20 protein-coding genes and 1 pseudogene are annotated in these 24,753 nt (G+C 51.2%); 14 read left to right on the forward strand and 7 right to left on the reverse strand.

Annotation, left to right across the window (positions count from 1 at the left end; genetic code table 11):
• Nucleotides 1-4 precede the first annotated feature (4 nt).
• Nucleotides 5-967, reverse strand: a complete 963-nt coding sequence (locus PspS04_RS10025; RefSeq protein WP_159994928.1) for an arsenic resistance protein — start codon at nucleotides 965-967, stop codon at nucleotides 5-7.
• A gap of 91 nt (nucleotides 968-1,058) precedes the next feature.
• Between PspS04_RS10025 and PspS04_RS27905 the strand changes: the two genes are divergently transcribed.
• The gene (locus PspS04_RS27905; protein WP_003425026.1) at nucleotides 1,059-1,493 is read left to right on the forward strand and encodes a MerR family transcriptional regulator; all 435 of its coding nucleotides are present in this window, start codon (nucleotides 1,059-1,061) and stop codon (nucleotides 1,491-1,493) included.
• 340 nt (nucleotides 1,494-1,833) lie between these two features.
• Here PspS04_RS27905 and PspS04_RS10035 read toward each other — a convergent pair whose 3' ends face one another.
• Together PspS04_RS10035 and PspS04_RS10040 are read right to left on the reverse strand one after the other, a co-directional pair.
• The gene (locus tag PspS04_RS10035; protein WP_237234979.1) at nucleotides 1,834-2,823 is read right to left on the reverse strand and encodes a 2-hydroxyacid dehydrogenase; all 990 of its coding nucleotides are present in this window, start codon (nucleotides 2,821-2,823) and stop codon (nucleotides 1,834-1,836) included.
• A complete protein-coding gene (locus tag PspS04_RS10040) occupies nucleotides 2,824-3,717 on the reverse strand; it encodes a DMT family transporter (RefSeq protein ID WP_257792325.1) in 894 nt (297 codons plus the stop codon).
• 412 nt (nucleotides 3,718-4,129) lie between these two features.
• Between PspS04_RS10040 and PspS04_RS10045 the strand changes: the two genes are divergently transcribed.
• From PspS04_RS10045 to PspS04_RS10075, 6 genes are all read left to right on the forward strand, one after another.
• Nucleotides 4,130-6,118, forward strand: coding sequence for an acetoacetate--CoA ligase (locus tag PspS04_RS10045; protein WP_159994932.1), 1,989 nt, complete (start codon nucleotides 4,130-4,132; stop codon nucleotides 6,116-6,118).
• Between the two features lie 62 nt (nucleotides 6,119-6,180).
• On the forward strand, nucleotides 6,181-7,713 hold the full coding sequence (locus PspS04_RS10050; protein ID WP_237234980.1) for a thiolase C-terminal domain-containing protein: 1,533 nt from the start codon (nucleotides 6,181-6,183) through the stop codon (nucleotides 7,711-7,713).
• Between the two features lie 2 nt (nucleotides 7,714-7,715).
• Complete coding sequence (locus PspS04_RS10060) at nucleotides 7,716-8,888, forward strand: acetyl-CoA C-acyltransferase (protein WP_159994936.1); 1,173 nt, start codon at nucleotides 7,716-7,718, stop codon at nucleotides 8,886-8,888.
• 3 nt (nucleotides 8,889-8,891) lie between these two features.
• Nucleotides 8,892-9,356 carry a MaoC family dehydratase gene (locus tag PspS04_RS10065; RefSeq protein ID WP_159994938.1) on the forward strand — a complete coding sequence of 155 codons (465 nt, stop codon included), beginning with the start codon at nucleotides 8,892-8,894 and terminating at the stop codon, nucleotides 9,354-9,356.
• Between the two features lie 210 nt (nucleotides 9,357-9,566).
• Nucleotides 9,567-10,910, forward strand: a complete 1,344-nt coding sequence (locus tag PspS04_RS10070; RefSeq protein WP_159994940.1) for a short-chain fatty acid transporter — start codon at nucleotides 9,567-9,569, stop codon at nucleotides 10,908-10,910.
• A 312-nt stretch (nucleotides 10,911-11,222) separates the two neighbouring features.
• Nucleotides 11,223-11,828: a TetR/AcrR family transcriptional regulator gene (locus tag PspS04_RS10075; protein ID WP_150758336.1), complete on the forward strand. Its 606-nt coding sequence runs from the start codon at nucleotides 11,223-11,225 to the stop codon at nucleotides 11,826-11,828.
• Between the two features lie 199 nt (nucleotides 11,829-12,027).
• Here PspS04_RS10075 and PspS04_RS10080 read toward each other — a convergent pair whose 3' ends face one another.
• A complete protein-coding gene (locus PspS04_RS10080) occupies nucleotides 12,028-12,717 on the reverse strand; it encodes a GntR family transcriptional regulator (protein WP_150758335.1) in 690 nt (229 codons plus the stop codon).
• 182 nt (nucleotides 12,718-12,899) lie between these two features.
• On the opposite strand from PspS04_RS10080, the gene PspS04_RS10085 reads away from it, so the two are divergent.
• Nucleotides 12,900-14,090, forward strand: a complete 1,191-nt coding sequence (locus PspS04_RS10085) for a mandelate racemase/muconate lactonizing enzyme family protein (RefSeq protein WP_159994942.1) — start codon at nucleotides 12,900-12,902, stop codon at nucleotides 14,088-14,090.
• A gap of 167 nt (nucleotides 14,091-14,257) precedes the next feature.
• A complete protein-coding gene (locus PspS04_RS10090; RefSeq protein ID WP_159994944.1) occupies nucleotides 14,258-15,625 on the forward strand; it encodes an MFS transporter in 1,368 nt (455 codons plus the stop codon).
• A gap of 184 nt (nucleotides 15,626-15,809) precedes the next feature.
• Here PspS04_RS10090 and PspS04_RS28075 read toward each other — a convergent pair whose 3' ends face one another.
• Entirely contained in the window at nucleotides 15,810-15,998 is a 189-nt protein-coding gene (locus PspS04_RS28075) for a DUF1641 domain-containing protein (protein ID WP_150763581.1), read from the reverse strand.
• Nucleotides 15,999-16,163: 165 nt separating this feature from the next.
• Between PspS04_RS28075 and PspS04_RS10100 the strand changes: the two genes are divergently transcribed.
• A complete protein-coding gene (locus PspS04_RS10100) occupies nucleotides 16,164-16,802 on the forward strand; it encodes a hypothetical protein (protein ID WP_159994946.1) in 639 nt (212 codons plus the stop codon).
• A gap of 171 nt (nucleotides 16,803-16,973) precedes the next feature.
• Here the strand turns inward: PspS04_RS10100 and PspS04_RS10105 are convergent.
• Nucleotides 16,974-17,164, reverse strand: a pseudogene (locus tag PspS04_RS10105) (IS3 family transposase); the annotation flags it as partial.
• 691 nt (nucleotides 17,165-17,855) lie between these two features.
• Between PspS04_RS10105 and ltrA the strand changes: the two are divergent.
• A complete protein-coding gene (ltrA, locus tag PspS04_RS10110) occupies nucleotides 17,856-19,517 on the forward strand; it encodes a group II intron reverse transcriptase/maturase (RefSeq protein WP_159994948.1) in 1,662 nt (553 codons plus the stop codon).
• A 154-nt stretch (nucleotides 19,518-19,671) separates the two neighbouring features.
• Here the strand turns inward: ltrA and PspS04_RS10115 are convergent, their stop codons facing one another.
• Complete coding sequence (locus PspS04_RS10115) at nucleotides 19,672-20,610, reverse strand: LysR family transcriptional regulator (protein WP_154852086.1); 939 nt, start codon at nucleotides 20,608-20,610, stop codon at nucleotides 19,672-19,674.
• 48 nt (nucleotides 20,611-20,658) lie between these two features.
• Between PspS04_RS10115 and PspS04_RS10120 the strand changes: the two genes are divergently transcribed.
• From PspS04_RS10120 to PspS04_RS10130, 3 genes are read left to right on the forward strand one after another with little or no spacing between them, the layout of a single operon-like run.
• Complete coding sequence (locus PspS04_RS10120) at nucleotides 20,659-21,930, forward strand: M20 aminoacylase family protein (protein ID WP_202982081.1); 1,272 nt, start codon at nucleotides 20,659-20,661, stop codon at nucleotides 21,928-21,930.
• Nucleotides 21,931-21,965: 35 nt separating this feature from the next.
• Nucleotides 21,966-23,291: an MFS transporter gene (locus tag PspS04_RS10125; protein ID WP_150763584.1), complete on the forward strand. Its 1,326-nt coding sequence runs from the start codon at nucleotides 21,966-21,968 to the stop codon at nucleotides 23,289-23,291.
• Nucleotides 23,284-24,459, forward strand: coding sequence for a MalY/PatB family protein (locus tag PspS04_RS10130; protein WP_154852087.1), 1,176 nt, complete (start codon nucleotides 23,284-23,286; stop codon nucleotides 24,457-24,459). The genes PspS04_RS10125 and PspS04_RS10130 overlap by 8 nt, the downstream gene beginning before the upstream one ends.
• Nucleotides 24,460-24,753 lie beyond the last annotated feature (294 nt).

Consider the following 24,753-nt stretch of genomic DNA (forward strand, 5'->3'; position numbering starts at 1 on the left):
GCATCTACATTTTGCGCCACACCAAAGCAGGAATTGCTCGGATGTAAATTAGTTCGCTGACCAACTCAATCAGCGTTTGAGTAATGACTGCTGCCGCAGCGAGCCCTCTGATTCCCTCGGGCAAGGCCAATGCCAATGGCAGAACCACTAATGAGTTTCGTGTCGAGCTGCTGAAAGCGACTGATCTTGCCGTGCTGGCCGGTAACTTAAACGCCCGAGCCACCAGCGCACCTACCACTGGTGCCAAGAGCATGAAACCAATGTAGGCGGGAATAACAGGCAGCAGCTTGTCCATGTCTCTGACCACCGTTGAAATCTGAGAGCCGATCACTACGACCAATACAGCCGCCATAGCCGGTACAGGCATCCAGGCCCATGCGTTGTTCCAGCTTTCAACGATGCGTGATCTCTTTGCCCCGGCAGCTGTTGCTACCGCTAAGACCAAAGGCAAAGCGATCAGCATCACAAAGGCCTCAACAAATGGGCCTATAGAAATGACCACTGCTGAGTCGTTACCCAGCATGAAGGTCAGGTACACCGGCAGCAGCACAAGCTGCATCAAAAGAAGCAATGGGGTGGCCGCCAGAGTGAGTTTGGAGTCGCCTTTACCGATGTGGGTAAAAACCACCACATAGTCGATACAAGGCGTCAGCAAGACCAACAGGGCACCCACCAAAATCGCCGGGTGATTGGTTATCCCCATCGTCAATGCCCAAACCAGCAAGGGGATGGCCACGAAGTTGGCTGTGAGCAGCGCCGCCATGAAACGCTTATTTGCGAGGCCATTACGGAGATCCAAGAACGGGATCTGTAGAAACATGGCGTACATCAGCACTGCGATGGTGGGTGTCACCGTCGACCCTAATGCTTCAGACGCATTGGGGGCGAGCAGGCCTCCGAGGGCCGCGACAATGACCGCGATGAAGTAAATGGGAATCTGGTTCGTCTCTAGCTGTTCTCTGTCCACAAAATGCCCTTCAAGCGCGTGAAATTATTTTCTGAAGACAGGTTAATATCTGTAGCTACTACAGGTTCAAGAAAATGCTTGGAGAGTTTGCATGTCAGGAATCGGGGCGCTGTCGAAATCAACGGGTTGCCACATTGAAACGATTCGCTACTACGAGAAAATAGGCCTTCTACCTCCCGCCCTGCGGTCGACTGGGCGGCATCGAATCTATACTGAAAAGCATCGATCAAGACTCGTCTTCATCCGGCAGAATCGTGAATTGGGTTTCCCGCTCGAAGATATCCGAGAACTCATCGCGCTCGCAGCAGATGCTGATCGTCCGTGCGCTGACGCGCTTTCGGTGGTCAAAAAGCACCTAGCGGAAGTAGAGTCGAAGGTAGCAAAGCTTCAGCAAATCCGGGTAGAGCTGCTCTCAATGGCAGGTATGTGTGAGTCAACATGCCTAGGTTCAAACACTCCAGACTGCACGATTGTTGAGTCACTTTTTGAACCTGCTGCTGGGGTTCGCTCTGGTTGCTGCTCCTAGACGAGTCAAGAGCATAGGGGGAGCAAGCTGCCATCGAAACCGAATAGCGCGATAGCCTCGACAGGGTGTTTCGAGCGTCTGTCTACACCAAACGGGCTGGTACAAGATGTGTTCGGCAGACGCTTACAATAGGCTGGTCTGGCGGCGGGACTCACCTTGGATGTAGGCCATAACGAAAAATGCTCCGTATCTTTCGATACGGAGCATTTTCTTGGAGCGCTGCGCAGATTGCTAGGTTTTCACACAGTCTGATAAGGGCCTTTTTCTAGGAGGGCTGTAGCCAGGTAGATGCGATCATGAGAGCGATCCATTAGGGCCAAATTCATTGGATCGTGCTCTTTCAGTTTACTACACGCAGAATCTCTCCTTTCGAGAACGAGTCAGCGTTCTCACCTAGCTGAGAGAGAATTCGTTGTCTTGCTTCCTTGCTTCCCCACGCGCAGTGAGGTGTCAAAATCAAGCGCGGTATATCAGCCAGCAAAGGATGTTCAGCTGTTGGGGGTTCGACTGTGAGAACGTCAGTAGCTGCACCGCCAAGATGACCTCGTCGTAAAGCGTCGGCAAGGGCTTGCTCATCAATGAGTCCGCCACGGCCAGTATTCACAACGAACGCACCAGGTTTCATTAGCGCTAACTCTGTTGCGCCAATTAGGTTGCGGGTTTGCTCGTTGAGCGGGCAGTGTAATGTGAGAGCATCAATACGCGGAAGCAACTCAGCTAACGGATGACGGTCAGATTGTTCTGGCCGATTGGGAAGTTGACCAATCAGAACGGTCATTCCAAAAGCTTCTGCAAGGCGAGCCACAGCTTTGCCTAGTTCGCCGTATCCGATTAAGCCCAGAGTTTTTCCCTCCAGTTCAATAATTGGGAAGTCGAGAATGCAGAATTGACGGGCTTCCTGCCATTTTCCAGCAACTACTGCCGAGTGATAGCGAGGCAGATTGGTGGCCAAAGCGAGCAGAAACATCATGGTATGTTGGGCTACTGAGGGTGTACCGTATCCTTGGCAATTACAAACAGTGATCCCGCGAGCTTGTGCCGCGTTTAAATCGATGTGGTTGGTACCAGTTGAACCAGCGAGTATTAGTTTCAACTGAGGATTAGCAATCATCACCGTTTCGTCGATCACGACTTTTACGCTGATAGCCACTTCAGCGCCTTCGAGACGTTCGACGGTCGTAGACGGTTCAGTAAACTCATAAAGCTGCAGTTCGGTAAACGCAGCGCGTAATGATGTCGAATCAAGGTCTCCGAGGTCGATGGATCTATAGTCAAGAAAAACAGCACGCATCAATTTCACCTCATATGTAAATTTTTTGATTGAAAGCATTCACGTAGGCTGCCGGCCGTTTGCTGAGCGCTTGTCGCTGAGTACCAAGCCAATTCCACCTAATACTGCTAGGGAAGTAAGTGCTAGGCGTAGAGTGAGGTGTTCACCCAAAATTAATATTCCTGCAATGGACGCCAAGACAGGGACACTCAATTGGACAGTTGCTGCTCGAAAAGAGGACAACGAGCGAATCGCTGCGTACCAAATCGCATAGCCAACACCAGAAGCAATCGTCCCCGATGCCATGGCGCAAAGTACCCCATAAGCATCCACTGAAAACTTATCAATGAAAGGGATCGATGCCAGAAGCATTATTGGAATGGCTCGTAGAAAATTACCAGCCGTTGCAGCGAGTGGATCATTTGATTGCTTACCGATTAAGGAATATCCGGCCCACGCGATACCAGATAAAAGCATAATCCCAGCACTAGCAAGTGGTGGTGCGCTCGCGCCAGGTAGTAACAATGCTATAAGACCACCTAGAGCAAGCAGTAGCCCCACAAGCGCTAAGCCTTGCATCCTTTCCCCTTTGCAATAACCGTAAAGAAACATTGTTAACTGCACTGCGCCAAAAAGTAAAAGAGCACCTGTGCCAGTTTCTAAGTTCACATATGCGTAAGAGAAAGCAAATGCGTATACGAATAGACTAAATGCCCCAAGCCATGTTCCGGAGGAAGTGCGTGGAGTGCCTTTGATTACTAGAAGCCCCCAAAGAACGATGGCTCCGCTCAAAAGACGAATTAATGTGAAAGAAGTAGGATCGATTTCTGTGTGACGCAGTGCAAGTCGGCACAATACCGAGTTGGCTGCAAATGCAAGCATTGCTACAGCAGTGAGAGAAACTACGGTTTTGGCCTTATTGGCGGCCGATACTTCTAGTGTGCTCTGTCTCACTTGCAGTTCTCCAAAATTATCTGGGTGTAGCGCTTCAGGTTTAGCAAGCATTTTTAATCTGAGCGTTATGTTTGTTTGTATTAGATTTAAATGGCATCTCATTAATATGGATATGTTGTATTAAATAAAACGCTACCATTCGGTTGGTAGGTGTGCAACAGAAATATTATCCTCTTGCTTTCATCGTATCGATTCCTGAGGGCCATGCTTGGTGCCGCTCGGAATCCAGGATCCCTAGCTATGGGCTTTGTTCGATCGCTCTTGATCAAAAAAACCGACCGATCGGTACAGGTAGTATTGACCGATCGGTACAGGAGGGCTATAAATTTTTTGCACCCGGCTGGCTCGGCTGGGAGTGAAGCCTCTACTCAGGGCTTCAGCTGTTGTTCGTTGACTGTCGAGGAAAATAAGAATGAATCAGACCGCAACCCAACCGGCTGTACTTTGGCGTCCCACTGCAGAAACCATTGAGAACGCGCAGATCACAAGATTTGCGCGGTCGATAGGGATGGAACCGCTACCTTACGAACGGCTTCATCGTCATTCGATTTCCAAGCCTGGAGACTTCTGGGAAGCATTTTGGAATTTCAGCGGCATGGTCGGGGAGGGTGGTGGCCCAGCACTGACCCCAAGTATCTCTGCGCCAATGACGGACGCAGAGTTTTTCCCAGCGCGTCGTCTCAATTTTGCGGAAAACATGCTGGTAGGAGGGGCGGAAACTCTCGCTGTAATCGAGGCCAATGAGGGTGGTATCACCAACAAGGTGACCTTAGGTGAGCTGCGGATACGTGTTGCACGAGCCCAATTGGGTCTCAAAAACCTAGGGTTGGAGAGTGGCGATCGCGTTGCGGGAATGCTACCAAACGATCTGAACGCTTTGGTAATGCTACTGGCTGTAACATCTCTAGGCGCGGTCTGGTCATCGTGTTCTCCAGAGTTTGGGTACGCTGGAGTGATCGACCGCTTCGGCCAGATTTCGCCGAAGCTGTTTGTAGTAGCCAGTGACTATCTTTACAACGGCCGGCGCCACGATATCGCCGGTAAGTCCGCAGACATTGCGCGCTGCCTCCCGGGCCTTCAGCAGATCATTGTGATCGGTGATGCCGAGGTGGTGGATGCGCAATTTCCAGTCCATCGTTTTGCCGATATCTGCAACAACGACGCCTCTGAGCCAAGTTACGATCGTGTTCCTTTCAATCACCCGCTCTACATCGTGTTTACCTCGGGTACTACAGGTTTGCCGAAGTGCATCGTGCACCGCACAGGAGGCACTCTGCTAAACCTGCGCAAGGAGCACATGTTGCACTGCGATATCAAACCAGGTGATTGCATGCTTTATTACACGAACACCGCCTGGATGATGTACCACTGGCTCATTACCGCTCGTGCGAGTGGCGCCACTATTGTTCTCTACGATGGTTCCCCTATCCCCAAAGTGGATGGGCAACTCGATCACGGTGCTTTGTGGCGTGTTGCTGAAAAAGTGGGTGCAACCCATTTTGGGATTAGCCCCAAGTACCTAACTCTCCTGCAGCAAGATAGCTATAAGCCTCGTCAGAAGCATGATCTGAAGTCACTTCGGATGATCGTTTCATCTGGTGCACCGTTGACCGCCGAAAACTCGGAATGGGTGTATCGGGAAGTTAAGGATGATCTATGCCTTGCTTCGATTTCTGGTGGTACTGAGATTCTCGGTTGCTTCGGTATCAGTAACCCCACGCTGCCTGTGCGAGCAGGGGAGATTCAGGTAATGGCACTCGGCATGGCAGTGAACGTGCTTGATGAGCGAAACGCTCCTGTTTGGGGGCGTAAGGGTGACTTGGTCTGCACTGAGCCATTTCCGTCTATGCCTCTCGAGTTTCTAGGAGAGAACGGTCGGCAACGATACTTGGACACATACTTCGCTGATCGGAGCGAAATCTGGACGCATGGCGATCTTGCGGAAATCACCGAGACGGGCGGGCTGATTATTTCTGGTCGGACGGATACGACGCTCAAACCAGGCGGCGTGCGTATTGGGACAGGTGAGATTTACCGTGTTATCGACACCATTTCGGCCATCGAAGATTCGCTAGTGATCGGCTATCCAGTCTATGACGATATGGAGATTTGGCTGTTCGTCGTAACGAAGCAGGGCATTGAATTAGACGAAGATTTAGAACGGATCATTGCTAGGACTCTTAAGCTCAGCGCATCTCCTCGGCACGTGCCCCGCCGGATTTTTTCGGTACCTGAGGTTCCTTATACCTTGAGCGGTAAGAAGGTTGAAAAGGCAGTGCTTCAGTTCATCACGGGTTGTGAGGTGAAGAACAAAGGTTCTTTGATGAACCCTGATTGTTTAAGCGCATTCCTGGTTGCAGTTAACGAGCGAGCGCCACAGATGTCGGGAGTGGCGCCGTGAGAGGGTGGGACGCTGCCATTGTGGGGATCGCGGAGTTGAAGCCTGTAAGACGGACGGAGGGGTTGACCACGCTCGGAATGATTTTCGACGTTGCCGCACTCGCTGTACGAGACGCTGGACTGCGCCCACAGGACATTGATGGTCTTCTCGTTGGGCCTCAAGTAGGAGAGACCCCCCAACATATTCCAGCGACAGTGGCTGAGTATTTGGGTTTGAAGCCTGCTATGGCCGGTGTGGTGGATCTTGGCGGCGCATCCGCTGCGGGCATGGTGTGGCGAGCTGCCGCTGCCATTGCATCCGGTATGTGTCATACGGTGCTCTGCGTTCTTGCGAATACCTTGGAGACCGCATTGCGCTCTCCAAATCGAAACCCGATTCGTGAAATGGACGTGCCTTATGGGGCTTCTGGAGCAAACGTTGCCTACGCGTTGATTGCACAGCGACATATGCAGCAATTCGGAACCACCTCTCGTCAATTAGCTAAGGCAGTTGTAGATCAGCGGCACAATGCACAGCTGAATCCCCAGGCCATTTTTCATGGTGTGCCATTGACTGTGGAAGAGGTACTCGCGTCTCCGCTGGTGGCTGATCCCTTGCATCTTCTTGAGGTGGTCATGCCTTGTGGTGGTGGTGCGGCCTTTATCGTAACCAGTGCGGCTCGAGCTCGCGAGATGACTCATCCCCCAGTCTTTCTCGCGGGAGCCGGAGAAAAAGTAACGCATCGTGCTATTGCATTTGCACCAGACCTCACAATGAGCCCGTTGAAGAGCGCGATAGAGCAAGCGTATAGCCAAGCGGGAGTCGGCCCGAAACAGATAGATGTCCTCTCGTTCTATGACTGCTACAGCATCATGTTGGCGATTACCGCTGAAGATGCCGGGTTCTGTAAGAAAGGGCATGGAGGATCATGGTTGGCCGAAAACGACCTCACATGGGAAGGGAATTTTCCACTTAATACTCACGGCGGACAGTTGTCGTGTGGTCAAGCGGATCTAGCGGGAGGCATGTCGCATATCGTTGAGGCTGTAAGGAAGTTGCGGCAAGACGTGGATGGAAGACAAGTGAAGAACGAACGCCGAATGGGCTCTGGTTACTGGAAATGGGGCAACCATGAGCGAAGCAACAGCTCTCATTTTGAGGCGTGGAGATCATTCATGAGTACCGTCTTAAGATCCATAAATAAGCCTGAACCGATTCCCACTTCAATTTCTCAGTATTTTTGGGAGCGAGCGCGACAGCAGGAACTGGTAATTCAGAAGTGCCAAGCATGTGGTACTTCGGTCTTCTACCCCAGAAATCGCTGCCCTGTATGTTGGGAGAATAGTCTTGAATGGATTAGTTCACGCGGGAAAGGTGTTCTTGCGTCATTCACGATTGTGCGCAGACCTGGGCATAAGGCCTTCCAATCGGAGGTGCCTTATACGGTTGCTCTTGTTGATTTGGACGAGGGCCCGCGATTGTTGACGAATCTAGTGGGAGAGTTCGTTCAGAGTGAGCTAAAAATCGGTTCGGCAGTTGAAGTGGCTTGGGTAAAAGAAGGAAATTACACCTACCCAAAGTTCTACTTATCTAACCCGTTTGGGTCTGGAGTATAACCATGAGTGATCATACAACCCCTGTGCTTTTGGATGGCCTGAGAACTCCATTTGGCAAATATAAAGGAGCCCTTTCCGGCTATAGCGCGCGAGACCTAAACGCGATTGTGATTAAAGCACTGCTTGCGAAAGTGCCTGAGTTAATGCAATCCGATGGCGTCCTACTTGGACAAGTACTCCAAGCCACTCAAGGGCAAAACCCTGCAAGGCTCGCTGCAAGCGATGCTGGCCTGCCGCTGACCATACCGGCTGCAACTTTTAACAGCGTGTGCCTCGCTGGATTGTCCACGGTTGCGGATGCGACGAGACGAATCCATCTCGGGGAAGGGCGTGCCTACATCGTCGGAGGCGGAGATTCGATGAGTCGCGCCCCGCATGCCGCTCTTATGCGCACTGGGATTGTCAGACCAGGCTCCATGGAAATGATCGATGTCATGATACGCGATGGCTTGTGGTGTTCTATTTCCAATGAAGGTGTGGGAGAGATCTCAGAGCGTGCTAATCGGGAGTTACGAGTATCGAGGGAAGCGCAGGACGAAATTGCTGTACGTTCACATCAGCTAGCTGCGCAGGCCTATCAACAGGGATTGTTTGGTACTGAAGTCATCTCTGTACAGTTGAAAAATGAGGCGTTTAGCAGCGATGAAGGCGTAAGAGGTGAGAGCAGCCTGGATAAAGTTTCTAAACTGTTACCAGCATTCAACGAATTTGGCACGATCACAGCCGGCAATGCATCGCAAATGTCCGATGGTGCATCAATTGGAGCAGTGACATCTTTGGCATTCGCCAAGGAAATTGGCAGAGCACCACTGGCAAAAATAATCTCCTTTGCCGAGGTGGCAGGCCCGGATACATCCCTCCATCTCAAGCCAGCTTATGCCATAGAGCTTGCTCTAAAAAAAGCGGGGCTGAAAGTTTCAGACATCGACCTGTTTGAGATTAATGAAGCGTTTGCCGCAGTAGTCGCGACAACCTGTACACATCTAAAAGTTCCCTTAGATATAACCAATGTTAATGGCGGTGCCATCGCAATCGGTCACCCGTTGGGTGGAACAGGTTTTCGGTTGTTACTGACATTAGCCAAAGAGTTGCAAAGGCGCAACGCCCGTTATGGGGTTGCATCAATGTGTGGTGGTGGTGGACAAGGTTTTGCAGTCATCATTGAGAGGATTTAAAGAATGAGCGAGAACAACAAAAAACAACCTAATGGCTGGGTTGATACCCGATTCGGTATGCCGTCGGTAGGCTCCACAGCAGAGAGAAGCAAAAATGTAACACTCGCTGATATTGAGCTCTTTAGCGCTATGACAGGCGACCGCAACCCACTTCATACCGATAAGAAGGCCGCAGAGTCCTCGCGCTTCGGCGGACTTATTGTGCAAGGTGGTGTTACCAGCGGGATGTTGAATGCGGTAGTAGCGGAGGACCTTCCTGGGCCAGGTACGGTGTTTTTGAGCGTTGAATGGAAGTTTATCAAGGCTACCTATGTCGGCGACACGATCACAGCGTGCGTGAAAGTTCTAGAGCTCCGTGAGGATAAACCCATCTGCACTTTAGAAACAGTTGTCAAGAATCAACACGGAGAGGTCTGCCTTGAAGGTAAGGCTGTGACTTACACTGCTTCGCTAACACCAGTTGAGTAGCTATTGAATTTGACAATTGGTTAATTAACGTTCTCGCGCTTGCGATATTGACGCGCAATTCATAGTTGCGAGCGTGAGAGTTTTTTTCGTTGATGTAGGAGGCTGCAACGGATTTAGTTTTTGCGATACTTCGTTTTAGTAGTTGTAGTGTTGCAGATAAATTATTAGCTTTTTGGACTACCCAGCTCACAACAATAAAAAGGTGCCTCCATGCTAAATAGTATTGTTTCATTTTTCACCGAGCTTATGCGTCGTTTCCTTCCAGACCCGTTTGTCTTTGCAATCGGCCTCACCCTATTAACAATGCTACTTTCTTATGTGGTTGAAGGCCTGGCGCCGATCCATATTTTAGAAAGTTGGGGGGAGGGGTTCTGGAGTCTTTTGGCATTCACGACTCAAATGGCAGTAATTCTTGTAATGGGATACGTAGTTGCTACGGCTCCATTTGTAGATCGAATGCTAGATAAACTGGTCAGCCGTATTAAGTCACCTCGCGCTGCGGTGGTGGTTGCAACGGTTGTGGGCGGCGTTGGTTGCTACCTCAACTGGGGTTTTGGACTTGTAATCGGAGGACTTGTAGCACGAAAGCTGGCAATGAGTATTAAAGGAGTACATTATCCTCTCATAATCGCGGCAGCCTATAGTGGATTTACGTTGTATGGATTTGGGTTTTCCGCGACTATCCCGGTTCTAATTTCAACAAAAGGGCATCAACTGCAGGAGCAGATGGGTGTTATAAGCTTGAGTGAAACAATTTTTTCGTTACCAATGATGCTCACTGCATTGATTGTTCTAATTACCATGCCTATCCTAAACGCTTGGTTACATCCGAAAAACCCCGATGATATCGTAGAGATTGATCCGGCATGTTTTGAGGATAAAACCCACAAATCTGAAACTCATCACCTTCTTGCGGAAAATACCTTTGCAACACGATTGAATAATAGCAAAATTCTAAGCTATGTAATTGGTGCTCTCGGCATCGCCTATTTGGTCATGTTTGTGTACAAGGGCGGAAGTTTCGATTTAAATAAAATCAATTTTTTACTTTTGTTCCTTGGGGTATTGCTTCTCAGGACTCCCGCAGAGTATATGAGTAAGCTGAATGAAGGGGTGAAAACTGTATCTGGGATTATTTTGCAATTTCCGTTTTATGCGGGAATCATTGCAATGATGCACGCGTCAGGATTAGTCGATACCATTTCTGCAGCATTCATAAGCATTTCTACAACCCAGAGCTTACCTTTTTGGGGGGTTATAAGCTCATTTATCATTAATTTCTTCGCACCTTCAGCGGGTGGGCACTGGGCGATCCAAGGGCCATTCATGGTCGAGGCTGCTCGGGAACTGAGCACCTCGCAAGCTCAAACAGCCATGTCGGTTATGTTGGGTAATGCATGGAACGATTTAATCCAACCCTTCTGGATATTGCCTGCTCTCGCCATGTCTCGCTTGAAACTTAAGGATATCATGGGCTACACAGTGGTGATTATGTTGTGGGTGGGAGCTATTTACATCTCATCAGTTTTGATCTGGTCTTATATGTCACATTGATCATTAGAGAATGGCGTGCATTGAGCCGAATAGACCTCAATGTGCGCCTTCCAGGACGACGGGCACCAAAGGCTGCAAGAAGGGGTGTTTCTACAGTTGTGCAAAATCTTCTGCAATTGCCCCGCGGCGTTACAGGATTTTTCGTCGTTGACGCTGAGTGATCTCAAGGCACCCTGCCTGTGGTATAACAAGTGTACCGACCGGTCGAGGTGCTGATCGTGCTGAATTTCATCAGTCGGCCGGGAAGACTCGTTTGACAGATCTCGGCAGGCCAGGCTCTGACGAGGAAATTGTTAGCAGAAGGAAATTTGCATGGCAGAGGCTAAAATTGCTGAAAAATCATCCGTCGTCGAAAGTGGCACGAAAGAGCGCATTCTGCGTATAGCGGCCGAGCTGTTTTCTACTCGTGGCTACCATGCGACTGGAATGGCTGAGCTTGAAAAAGCGACTGGTTTAGGTCGAGGCGCGCTGTACCATCATATAGGGAGTAAAGAAGAGCTACTGTTCGAAATCACGAGCCGCTACCTAAGGGTGTTGATCGCGGCAGGTGTTCCGTTGAGCGAAACTGACCTCCCAGCAGAGGAGAAATTTAGGCGCTTCTCTTCGATAGTCATGCAAGCGATTGTCAATCACCTGGCTGAAATGACCGTATGCTTCCGTGAAGTTCATTCGGTTACTGGTGAGCGCCAAATGGAGTTGCTTGACCTTCATCGCCGATATGAGCAGATATGGTCAGCGATATTGAAGTCTGGCGTTCAGGAAGGTGTATTCGGTACTGCGGATTCTTTAGCTGTAAAAGGGATCCTTGGTATCCACCACTACAGCTACCTTTGGATAAAGCCTGGTGGCCCGCGTACGCCAGAAGCGATATCAGATTTTTTCTGCCAGATGCTGCTTCCTGGTTTGAAGTATCAGTAGCAATAAGCCGAAGGGCGTTGCCGATAAGACGCCCGTATGACATTCCGCCGGAGCCCGACCCCATCGCGCAGTGAAAAAAAACTGCGATCCTGATGACCAAAGCGTCTTGGCTCGTGCCAAGCGCTAGATTCAAGTCCACTTGCAAATCAGGTACAGGCCCGCCAATTACCATTCAATGGGCGGGAAATGGCGCGAGCTATCAATGGCCTGTGTCTCGTAGGGATTCTGTGAGACGTTGTCCGTGAACTGTCACATGCTCTGAAGCCAGCTGCTCCGAGAGTGCCGCGTCGCCACTGATAATGGCATCTACGAGCGCTTTATGTTCCGGGTAGATCGACGCAGCGCTTCCGACCATACGATTGGTACTGAGGATGTAGAGAAGTACGGTATCGATGATCAGAGCGTACTGCTGTAAGAGCCTTCTGTGATTTGCGATGCTGACAATAGTCTTGTGCACAGCCAGATCTGCCTCAGCAATTGCCCTCCAATCATTCCGTTGCGTGGCAAGCTTAAGCGTCTTCAACGCTGCGGTTAGCGCTTTCTTGCCTTCGCTATCAATGTTCTCCGCAGCTAGTCGAGCCGCTAGTCCCTCCAGGCAACTGCGTAACGTGTACAGCTCTCTTGCATCATCCGATGAGAGGGAAAAAACCTCCCAGCCTGTATAGGCGTGCTGCACCACAAGCCCTTCGCCTGATAGGCGCTGCAATGCTGCCCGAACAGTTGATCTCGACAGCCCGACTTGAGCTGCAAGCCCAATCTCAGTGAGTCGAGAGCCTAGGGCAAGCTGGCCGGATATGATCGCGTCGCGGATGCAGTCCGCAGCCTTACGGTCTAGGCTGCGGCGGTCGATATTCTCGCCCGCTATAGATAGGAGGTTTTTCTGGGTCATGCCCACATACTGAAGCGGTAAAAATCCACTGTCAACAGTTAACAATCAGACAGAGGAACTCCAGAAGGGTAGGCAGCGAACCGCTGATGATTGGCTGTTGACCGGTTGGAGCAATGGGGATAGATTCGCCATTGTCGATTGTTAACAATTAATCTAAGACAATTAACAGAGTGGAGAGAAAAATGCGTATTGAGCACGTTGAAACGATCGCATGCGATGCAGGATGGCGGAATTACCACTACCTGAAGATCGTGACTGACAATGGCATCGTTGGCTGGGCCGAGTACGATGAGGCTTTCGGGCCTTCCGGGCTGACAGCCGTGATTGAGAAAATTGCACCGCGCCTAATCGGTAAGCCAGTGAATGGTCACGAATCAGTTATTGGGCCGATAGCTGCCACCCTGCGACCAGCACCGCACGGCCTAAGTGCAGAGGCATTAGGCGCGATCGAAAATGCCTTGCTGGACATCAAGGGGAAAGCGCTAGGTGTTCCTTGCCACGAAATCCTTGGCGGCAAGCACCGGGACACCATCCCGGTTTACTGGTCACACTGTGCTACATGGCGAATCAACCATCCGAAATTCTACAGTCCGGTGATTACTGATCTAGAAGGCGTGAAACGGGCGGGGCAGGATGCGCGTGAGCTCGGTGTTCCTGCTGTGAAAACGAACCTTTTTTTGAATGACGAAGCAGGTATGCGCCAATGGATGCCTGGTTTCGCGGCGCCCTACGATCCCTCACTAAATGTGGACAAGAAACTTGTAAGAAGTGTGCGCGCTCATCTGGATGCTCTGAAAGAAGGCGCAGGCCCCGATACTGAACTGATGATTGATTTGAATTTCAACTTCAAAACTGAGGGTTTTGTTAAAATCATTCAAGAGCTACGTGACTATGATTTTCTCTGGATAGAGCTTGATAGCTACAATCCACAAGCACTTGCATATATTCGAGAACGTAGCCACTCACCGATCGCAGCATGTGAAACTCTTTTCGGAGTTCGCCAGTATCTGCCTTATCTCCAGAGTCAGTCTGTGGACGTTGCGATCATCGATGCTGTCTGGAACGGAGTTTGGCAGTCTATGAAGATTGCTAATGTTGCAGACGCCTTTGATGTGAACGTGGCACCTCACAATTTCTACAGTCACCAAGCAACAATGATGAACATCCATTTTGCCGCCGCAGTACCAAACCTTCGTATCATGGAACATGATATTGACCGGCTAGCTTGGGATAAAGATCTATTTACCTATGTTCCTGAAATCAAAAATGGTTCGATTGTCGTCCCTGATACGCCCGGTTGGGGATGCGATCCGATTGAGGAGAAAATGAAAAATCACCCACCACGTGTATTTAAGGGTTACTTAGGTTTGTAAATTTCTATATTTCACTTGAGGAGCGGGGGGGGGAGTCCCTCCCGATTCTTTAATCGACGGGAGAATAAAAATGACAACCTCTCAAGGTAATGCGTTAAAAAAAGTTTTTGCTGCATTGAGTGAAGGCTCCTCCTTTCTTCTAACTGATCCTGCGCAGGAGAAAGGTAATGAATAAGGGCGATTTTAAAGACTGCCAAACTGTGAATATTCGTGAAAATGAATATGAGAAGCGAAGAATCTACAAGAAAATCACACTGAGATTAATTCCGTTTCTTTTCATATGCTATGTTTTTGCTTATTTGGATCGGGTAAATATTGGCTTTGCAGCATTGCATATCAAGCAAGATCTCGGGTTTTCCGAAGCGGTATATGGGCTTGGTGCAGGAATGTTTTTTGTTGGCTACTTTCTATTCGAGGTTCCGAGTAATCTAATATTAGAGAAGGTCGGTGCACGATTGACTCTGATGCGTATCATGATTGTTTGGGGGCTGATATCAGGTAGTTTTGCATTCATTCAAACCCCGATGCAGTTCTACATTGCCAGGTTTCTACTCGGTGCATTTGAGGCTGGTTTCTTTCCAGGAATCGTACTCTATTTGACTTTTTGGTACCCGGCAGCTATGCGCGGACGGATTATCGCGATGTTTATGTCAGCGATCGCTGTAGCGGGGATCATCGGCGGGCCAATTTCCGGCTGGTTGTTGTCAAATATGGATGGCGTTTATGGCTGGAAAGGTTGGCAATGGATGTTTGTGGTAGAGGCCATTCCAACGGTACTACTAGGTCTGGCTGTCTATTTTGCACTCGCAAACCGTCCTAGTGAAGCTAAATGGCTTTCAGAGCAAGAGAAATACGCCGTCATTCATGCCTTAGAGGAAGAGAATTCTGCCGATGGTCAAAAGACGCATCACTTCAAGCAGGCCTTGAGCGATCCCCGTCTATATATCTTGGGAGCTGTTTATTTTTCAATATCAGCCAGTCTGTATGTTATTAGCTTCTGGCTTCCTACTTTAATACGCGAGCATGGCGTATCCGACTCTGTAGAAATTGGAATGCTAACAGCTATCCCTTATTTAGTAGGTGTCTGTGGCATGATTTTAATTAGTAAGCACTCTGATAAGAAGCAGGAACGACGCTGGCATGTCGCGCTTTGTATGCTCGGTGGATGCATCGGCCTTCTGGTTACTGGTTTATTCGGTGAGAGCTTAATAGTTTCAATGCTTGCTCTAACGCTGGCAGCGACCTGTATTCTTACAACGATGCCGGTTTTCTGGACAATTCCTACGTCTTATATGTCCGGTTCTGCAGCAGCGGGAGGCATCGCTGCTATCAATTCAATAGGGCTGCTCGGAGGTTTTACCAGTCCCGCTCTTATTGGCTGGATCAAAACGTCTACAGGATCTATTGATTATGGGCTCTACATATTCGCCGGAGTGTTAATTTTAGGGGCTGTAGTGTTACTCAAGGGGATACCTGCTTCTTTATTGAAGGGCCGAAATACAGAGGTAAAGAAACTTAATCCTATTACTGTTTGAGATGCTGACAAGCAAATAGGATAATAGTTATTTTAGAAAGGGTGCTAAGGCAGTCGTCGCAGTTGTAAGCGGCGGCGATTGCTTTCAGTACATGAGTAGCGGTTTACTGGCTAGGCTGTTCTGAGTTTCGTGCATTGATCATGCAAGTTTGAATTTCAACCAACTCTTTTCACCTTGGTTGGGATCAGTCCTCGCAATGATCTGCAATACCATGATTCAGCTGGCGCCCCAGCGCTCCGGCAAAAGACAACGCAAAAGCTATACCTCGGCGCACATCAGGTTCAGAAGACATACGCAGCATTGCCATCAAGGAAGGGGGGTCTTTCAATTCACTAACGCGATCACCGGCCACCCGCGCTGCATTACCTGTCATCCAGGCAGCTGCGGTCACTTCTTCAAAGACATTTGTTAGCTTTGGCTTTTTTTAATCGAAGGTATACCAACGATTTTCCTGGGAATTGGTGTGTATTTTAACTTGATGATCGGATTGAGGACGCTAAGTGGCTACGGCCTATGAGAAACCATTCTTCTTTTAGAATTGGCTAAAGATGAATTGAAGAACTCAATAGTCAAGTCGGATGGCATAAAGGGGGTCATAAAAAGCAAGACTGTTTGGCTGTTTGGCTGTTTGGCTGTTTGGCTGTTTGGCTGTTTGGCTGTTTGGCTGTTTGGCTTGATCTATTTCTCTTTTCAAGGAGGAGTATATGCCATTGGATTCTGGTTGCCGATTGTTGTCCAGTCCGGTAACTGGGGAGGTATGTTGATGGTTGGCATTATAACTGCCATTCCTGACGCGGCCGCTACGCTATTTTTGATTTTCATGTGTAAGTCGGCCGACGTTAATAACGAGCGTCGCTGGCACTTAGCTTTTCCAATGATCATGAGTGCTGTTGGGTTGATAATGGCTACCAATTCCGGAGGCTCATCTTTGTTACTTTTATTTGGGCTTGCAATAGCGACTATGGGTGCGTTTACCGCTCTGCTTATGTTCTGGCCGCTCTCCAGCTCTTATCTCAGCGGATCCGGTGCTGTGGCGGGAGTTGCCATCATCAATTCTGTGGGGCAGATTGTAGGTTTTGCTAGCCCATGTTTTTCGGGTGGATCAAGGATACAACGCACTCGACGTATTTGGCATGGTACTCGTTGTCATTGCTTACGCTCGTCGGCGCTATCGTGATGCTGCTAATGTCCAGGCAAAGAAAAACACAGTAACCCGACAATTTTACGCCAGCTTCCACTATGTAAAGCTGGCGATTGTTGCCCTGCGGCGCAGTTTGTTTAGTCGCCAAATCGCAATCTATTCGGGGTAAAGGCCCTTGTGTCGGCAGTATTCGCCCAGGTCGGTTTAAGATAAACCGGCCGTCTTAAGGACGACGACGAACTTGGTTTCGGCTGACCAGTTCTCGGATGGTTGCTTGGTGTCGGACACTACATTCCCTTCGACTCTGGCCTGCTTACGCCAGTTGGACAGTGACATTCGCTGACCCCTTCGCACCGGGAAACCTCTGCCATCGTAAGGCTCAACGGGGGGAGCAACATCTTCAGCAATCCAGCTCTACGTTCTGGTGAATAGTACGACACGCGTAGTATCTTTCCGCCCCCGATATGCTTTTTCAGGAAAATCGGTGAGGCGACAACTATCCTGACGTGCGACACGAAGTCGCTTGTAGAAGTCGTTCCCGCTTCAACTGAGGGAACCACCAATGTCACTTGGTGAATCTAGGAGTCTGAATAAAGAGCGACTCTGACAATGCAACGAAGCACCGCAAGGTACGGGGTATCAATCGCGAGAGGCGTACTCTTCTGGCAGCCATACGCCGGTGAAGTGCTAGATAGTCGGGATGGTGAACACATGTGAATCTGCGCTAAAGGTCGTTAAGTTGAACAAGCGGAAATGGCTATTGCGCTTGACCAAAACGGTAACGGAGGTGGGAAGAACCCTTGTCAGGTGGGCCTTCGTGACCCAGACACCTCCCGGCCCATAGCAGGCACCTAACCCGACGTACTTCTGCAAGTGGAACGTGGGAACCCCGTATCGTTCCCCTCGGGGACAGCAGGCCGCAAGGTCTGCCAATGGCGGTGCGGGAACAGGATTGAGGACAAAGCGAACGCCGCCCTGTAATGGGACGGATAGGGATTGCAACATCATCCCACGCGAAAGCGGGCAGACTTCCTCATGGTCTCCCTTCACAAGAAAATTTGTAGAACCATTTAAACGGGAGGAGAGCAAATGAATGCAGCAACACTGGCGTGTGCACCTTCCGGCGTGGCATGGGACGGCATTAATTGGGCCGATGTCCAGCGCCATGTAAGACGGCTGCAAACGCGTATTGTGAAGGCCACCCAGGCCGGCAGGCACAACAAGGCGAAAGCCTTGCAATGGCTGCTGACCCACTCGTTTTGTGGCAAGGCATTAGCCGTCAAGCGAGTGACTGAAAACAAAGGCAAGAATACCCCCGGCGTGGACAAGGTGACGTGGAAAACGCCGAGGGCAAAGACCAACGCGATTGCGTCGTTGAAGCGGCGAGGTTACTCGCCTCTTCCGCTTCGGAGAGTGATGATTCCGAAAAAAAATGGCAAGACGAGGCCGCTCGGCATACCCGTGATGAAGTGCAGGGCTATGCAAGCGTTGCATTTGCTGGCCCTGGAACCGATCGCGGAAACCACCGCCGACCTGAATTCTTATGGGTTCAGGCCGGAACGCTCAACTGCCGATGCCGGTGAACAATGCTTCACTTGTTTGGCGCAAAAGGCGAGCGCGCAGTGGGTGCTGGAGGCCGATATTCAAGGCTGTTTCGACAAAATCAGTCACGACTGGATGATCCCCAATATCTCAACGGATAAGGTGGTTTTAAATAAGTGGCTCAAGGCGGGATTCGTGTATCAAAACAAACTCTTTCCCACCGACTCCGGCGCCCCGCAAGGGGGCATAATATCGCCAGTGTTGGCAAACATGACATTGGATGGCCTCGAACTGATGCTCTCGGAAAAATTCCCGAAAGCGAAGAGAACAGGCCGGAAAATGAACATGGTGCGTTACGCGGATGACTTCATTATTACTGGTAATTCGAAAGAGTGGCTGGAACACGAGGTCAAGCCCGCAGTGGTTGAATTTCTGGCAGAGCGTGGGCTAGTCCTGTCACCTGAAAAAACCAAAGTAACACACATCAAGGATGGGTTTGACTTCCTCGGATGGAGCATCCGCAAGTACAACGGCAAGCTGTTGATGAAACCGTCGAAAGCGAACGTCAAAGCACATCTTGGCAAAATCCGTGAAGTTATAAAGGCCAACAGGCAGGCTAAACAGATTGACCTGATAAATCTGCTCAACCCCGTGTTACGAGGGTGGGCGAATTACCACCGTCATGTAGTCGCCAAGAAAACCTTTAATCGAATCGACGCCTACGTATGGTCAATGCTATGGCGATGGGCGGTAAGAAGACACCCGAATAAAGGAGCCCGCTGGGTCAAGGATCGCTACTTCAAGACCAGAGGCTCCCGAACGTGGGTGTTTGCCGCAACAGAAGAAAGAGAAGATGGAACGAAAAGGGAGCGCAGCCTGCTTTCAGAGGCGGATACGCTAATACAGCGGCATATCAAGATCAAAGCAAGCGCAAACCCGCATGACCCACAGTGGGAGCAGTATTTCGAGTCCCGATGGGGTAAAAAAATGCTGAGCTCATCGAAAGGTCGCGGGAAGCTTTACCGCGTCTGGCGCAGGCAAGATGGCATGTGCTCTACCTGTCAGAAACCGATCACAAAGAACACCCCTTGGGATGTTCGCAGTATTGTAAAACGGACTGACGGCGGATCAGATGCAGCAAGCAACCTGCAAATGCACCATCTCAATTGCCCTAGAAATCAGTTACACGCCAAAAACGAAATTGGGTAACCGGGTGTCGAAAGATGCCTTAGTGGAGGCTTGAGCCGTGTGCGTTGAAAGGCGCATGCACGGTTCTTAGGGGGCTGGACGCGGGTAACCGCGTCTGGCTACCCAACACCGGGAGGTAAGCAATATAGTGTTGGTTTTAGAAAAGTGAATACTTTCAGAGTTTGTTAAGCACCCCATCGGTTGAACTACTGATGCTTTCAGAGCTGTCCCCAAAATAACGTGTCACCACATCGATGAATCGCATAAGAGACGATGAGCGGTTGTCAGCCCGCCAGACAAGCTCCCAATGCTGGGTCATTTTTAAATCTGGGATTTCCATGAACGCGACTGTGGTCGGTGCGATACGTTTGACGGACTCAGGCAATACCGTGCAGCCCATGCCAGCTGAAACCAGTGTGAGCATCGCTGCAGCATCCACTCCCAGAATTGACGCATTGGGAATAAAGCCTGCATCGTAGAAACAGTGAATCAGCTTGTCATGCCAGGCCGGTGCCTCATTCCGGAGGAGCCATACGAAGTCTAGGTCGTTGAGATCCCTTAGCGACTGCGGCCGACCTTTTTCCCATTGCCACGCTGCCGGATACGCCAAAAGCATCTTCTCCGAGAAAATATGGATTCCCCTGAATAAGGGATCGTCGGTAGGCCTGACCAAAAGAACGCCAACATCCAGACGCCCACTGGACAGCAATGCGGTTTGCTCGGCCGATAGCAGGTGGCGCAATGTGATGGACACACCGGGCACTTCTTCCCTGTACTTACGAAGCATCTCTGCGGTCATAGGCGCCAGCGTCTGTACCACAGGCAGAGCAACCGAAAGGTGTCCTATCTCGCCACGACCGGCACGCTTGGCACGCTCCCTCGCCGCTTCTGCATCGTCGACAAGGCGGCGCGCATCAGTCAGCAATATCTCCCCGGCATCGGTTAGGACGACACCACGCGTCGTTCGATGAAACAGGGGAGTTCCCAGACCTTCTTCGAGCGCATGGATTTGACGCGTGAGCGCTGGCTGCGCGATGTGCACTTTAATTGCGGCAGCGCTGATGCTTCCCTGCTCTGCAACAGCAATGAAATAGCGCAGTTGTCGTAAATCCAAGGGATACCTCTGCGGCATGTCCTGTATCAGTAAATAGCATTATACGGTATGGCAGTCGATGAATACGATTTGATGACAGCGCTGGAATCACTCGGCCACATCAACATTCGTAAAGGCTGTCAAGAAATGCCCCAAAAAATCATCGATCAAATTCGCTCCCAAGCTGCCGACTACGAGGCGCTTCGGCGTGACCTCCATGCCCACCCCGAACTGGGTTTTGATGAACACCGCACCGTCGAAGTCATCTGTGCGGCGCTGGATCATTTGTCCATTCCGTACCAGACGGGTATCGGTAGAACTGGGATTGTCGGCGTCATTCCGGGTCGCGCAACGTCGAGCGGCCGTGCAATTGGTTTGCGAGCCGATATGGATGCGCTGCCAGTGCGGGAGTGCACCAAACTCGACTACGCGTCGACGAGAGAAGGCAGGATGCACGCTTGCGGGCACGACGGACACGTCACCATGCTTCTGGCCGCAGCGGACTATCTACAAAAAACGCGCGACTACGACGGCACTGTCTATTTGATCTTCCAACCGGGCGAGGAAGGCTATAACGGTGGACTTGAAATGGTTAACGATGGACTCTTCGAGAGGTTTCCCATCGAACAAGTCTATGCACTGCACAACTGGCCAACCCTCCCGCTGGGCACCATTGCAGTGCCGATCGGCGCCGTCATGGCAGCCTCCGACATCATCACCATCAAGATTCAGGGACGAGGTGGTCATGGCGGCGTGGCGCCCCAGTACACCGTAGACCCCGTCCTAATCGCTGGTGCAATCATCAGCGCTGTTCACTCCATCGTTGGCAGGAATCTCAATCCGCTGGACACCGGTGTCATCAGCCTGTGCGGAATATCGGGTGGCAGTCTTGAGGCGTTCAATGTCATTCCCGACGAGGTCGTCATTTCTGGCACGGTTAGGTCATTGCGCGCCGAAGTTCAGGAGACTATCGAGTCACGGCTTCGGGAGATCGTCGAGGGGGTTGCCCGCAGCTTTGGCGGGAGCGCCACTCTGGAGTATCGAAAAGGCGTCCCTGCCACGATCAACTCCGAAGCGGAAGCTCTTCTCGCGCGGCAAGCAGCAATCGATGTCGTAGGGGTCGAGCATGTTGTCCAGCAACCGGTGCCAAGCCTAGGAGGGGAAGATTTCTCTTTCATGCTTGCCGAACGGCCCGGCGCCTACATTCATCTGGGCACCGGCGACGGCAAACATTGCCACGGACTTCACAGCGCGTACTACGACTTTAACGATGCAGCCACACCAATCGGAAGTGCATTGCTCGCGCGCATCGCTGAATTAAGCATGCCTTTGCATGCGTGAAAACGACCTCCTTTAAACTCGTGAGAGGCAACCCCATGAATAGCATACAAAAACAAGAGAAACCGCGCTGGGTGCAACTGTCCGCAGCCATCATCGGTAACGCCCTCGAATGGTACGACTTCGGTGTCTTTGCCTTCCTAGCGGTCATCATCTCCCAGGTGTTCTTCCCGACCGCCGGGGAATACACCGGCCTGCTTCTCACGCTGGCGACATTTGGCGTGGGTTTCCTCATGCGTCCGCTGGGCGGGATTGCGATTGGCCTCTATGCCGACAGGCGCGGTAGAAAAGCCGCCTTGCAGTTGATCATTGCCTTGATGACGGTGTCGTTATTGTTGATGGTCTTCACTCCCTCGTATAACACCATTGGTATCGCCGCGCCGCTGCTGATCGTCTTTGCCAGGCTGCTCCAGGGTCTAGCGACCGGTGGGGAATTCGCGTCTGCAACAGCCTATCTGGTCGAGGCGGCGCCTGAAGGTAAAAAAGGGATATACGGCGCTTGGCAGATGTTCGGACAGGGCTTAGCGAATCTCTGCGGCGCACTGACCGGTTTCCTGCTCACATCTATCTTCACACAACAAGAACTGCTCGATGGCATGTGGCGCATCCCCTTCGTGATCGGCTTACTGATTGCGCCTTTGGGTTGGTGGATACGTCGGCACCTGGAGGAGCCCGAAGAGTCTTTGCAAGCAATGGCCCTAGGTGAAAAGACGCGTCTGCGCACCATCTTCGCTCGGCACCCAAGAGCCATCTTGGCCACCTTGGCCCTCACAACCTGCGCTACAACCGCTGCCTACATCTTCATCATTTACATGCCGACCTTCGTGGTTCGCCAGTTTCATATTCCTCTGCATGATGCATTCATGGCACAGGCAATCGGGCTGTTGGCATTTATCGTTGCCGTTCCCGTAACGGGGGCTTTGTCCGATAGATACGGCCGCAAGCCGGTCATGTTGGCGTTCCTTGCGCCATATGCTTTGCTCATTTACCCCTTGTTTTCATGGGTGCAGGCGACGCCGACCCTGTCCACTTTACTCGTCGTGTATGTCACGCTCAGTGTCTTCCTTGGTGGATTTTTTGGGCCGTTCTCGACAGCGTTAGGCGAGCAGTTCCCGACTGCTGTGCGATCTTCCGGACTGGCGATTTGCTACAACATAGCCGTCATGGTGTTCGGTGGTTTTGCACAGTTCACCGTCACTTGGCTTATCGAGTCGACCGGTGTGACGCTTGCCCCAGTGTTTTATACGCTGGCTGGCAGTGTACTGGGATTGATTGGATGCCTGCTGCTCATCGCACCCACGCAGATTCGAAGTGGCCGAACCCCACTGAAAACCCGAACCTTGACGGGGGCCCGCAGTGTATAACTTCAATGAGCATATTGATCGCAGCGCATCCAATTCCATGAAGTGGTCGCATGGGCGCCAGTTCCTAACTGCGGAGCAGTACGCCGCCGATCCGCTGCCGATGTGGATCGCTGACATGGATTTTCGGGTGGCTCCTCCGATTCTCGATGCTTTGCAACGCGAACTGGACATGGGGGTGTTGGGTTACGGTGGTACGCCTGAGTCATACCGCGAAGCCGTCGTTTACTGGCAGATGCGACGCTTTGGGTTCAGGGTGGAACCGGAGTGGATCACCCAGTCGCCGGGTGTCATTGCGGCACTAAACGTGGCTATCCAGGCGTTCTCGCAGCCGGGCGACTATGTACTCGTGCAAACCCCAGTTTATTTTCACATCCACTCGGATGTTGTAATCAATGGTCGACGTTTGTTGCATGCGCCGCTGGTTGAGGAAGACGGCCGCTACCGATTCGACCCGGCGGTGTTCGAGGCGGCGATCCGCCCAGGAACAAAGTTATTCATCCTGTGCAACCCGCACAACCCGACAGGAAACGTATGGACGCGCGAAGAACTGCTCACGATGGCAGAGATTTGCGAACGTAACAACATTCTGGTGATCTCGGATGAAGTGCATCAGGATTTGATCTTTAGCGAGGACGCACGGCATATCCCCTTTGCGATGTTGAACGATGCAGCTGCTCATAATTCAATCGTGTGTACGGCACCCAGCAAGACCTTCAATATAGCTGGGCTGTCCTGCGCCAACATCCTGATCCCTAACGATCAACTGCGCCGAGCTTATCAAGCACAAAGTGAGCGCAACGGTTCGTTCCTGATCAATACAATGGGAACCGCCGCATGCGAGGCGGCCTATCGCCATGGCGAGCCATGGATGAACGCAATGCTGGCTTACGTGCGAGGCAACCAGCAATACTTTGCCCGTCGCGTCAAGGAGCTCCATCTCCCCTTGACAGTGACACCTTCGGACGCCCTGTACCTGGCGTGGATCGATTTTCGTGCGCTCGGGATGCGCTCCATCGAACTGCAAGACTTCCTGCTGCGTCAAGCGCGGCTTTGGCTTGACCAAGGTACCAAGTTCGGTGTTGAGGGTGAGGGCTTTATGCGTATAAATCTCGCATGTCCTCGGAGCTTCGTTGATGAGGCTTTGACACGACTTGCTGCCGTTTGCTGAACGCGGCTGGACTCATCCGCTCTTGGGGTCTCTGGTTGCGCCGGCATCGAAGCCACCGGCAGTCGACACGAAAGAGCCCCGGGAGCGCGTATGTTCTTCGCCTGTGTAGATTCAGTGCTCGCCGGCTATGCGCCGTAGCGGATCGTGCTGAGCCGTCCTGTAGTTACGGCAGCGCCAGTAGCTTGGACAGCTACAGGAAAATCAGCGACGTCAGTTGACACGGTGTGAAACAAGCGACCGAGTCTGGATGTGCGACCCAGACGCTTCGGTCGTTGATTCTTGCTTTTCTGAATA

Source organism: Pseudomonas sp. S04 (assembly GCF_009834545.1).
In the GTDB taxonomy this organism is placed as follows: domain Bacteria; phylum Pseudomonadota; class Gammaproteobacteria; order Pseudomonadales; family Pseudomonadaceae; genus Aquipseudomonas.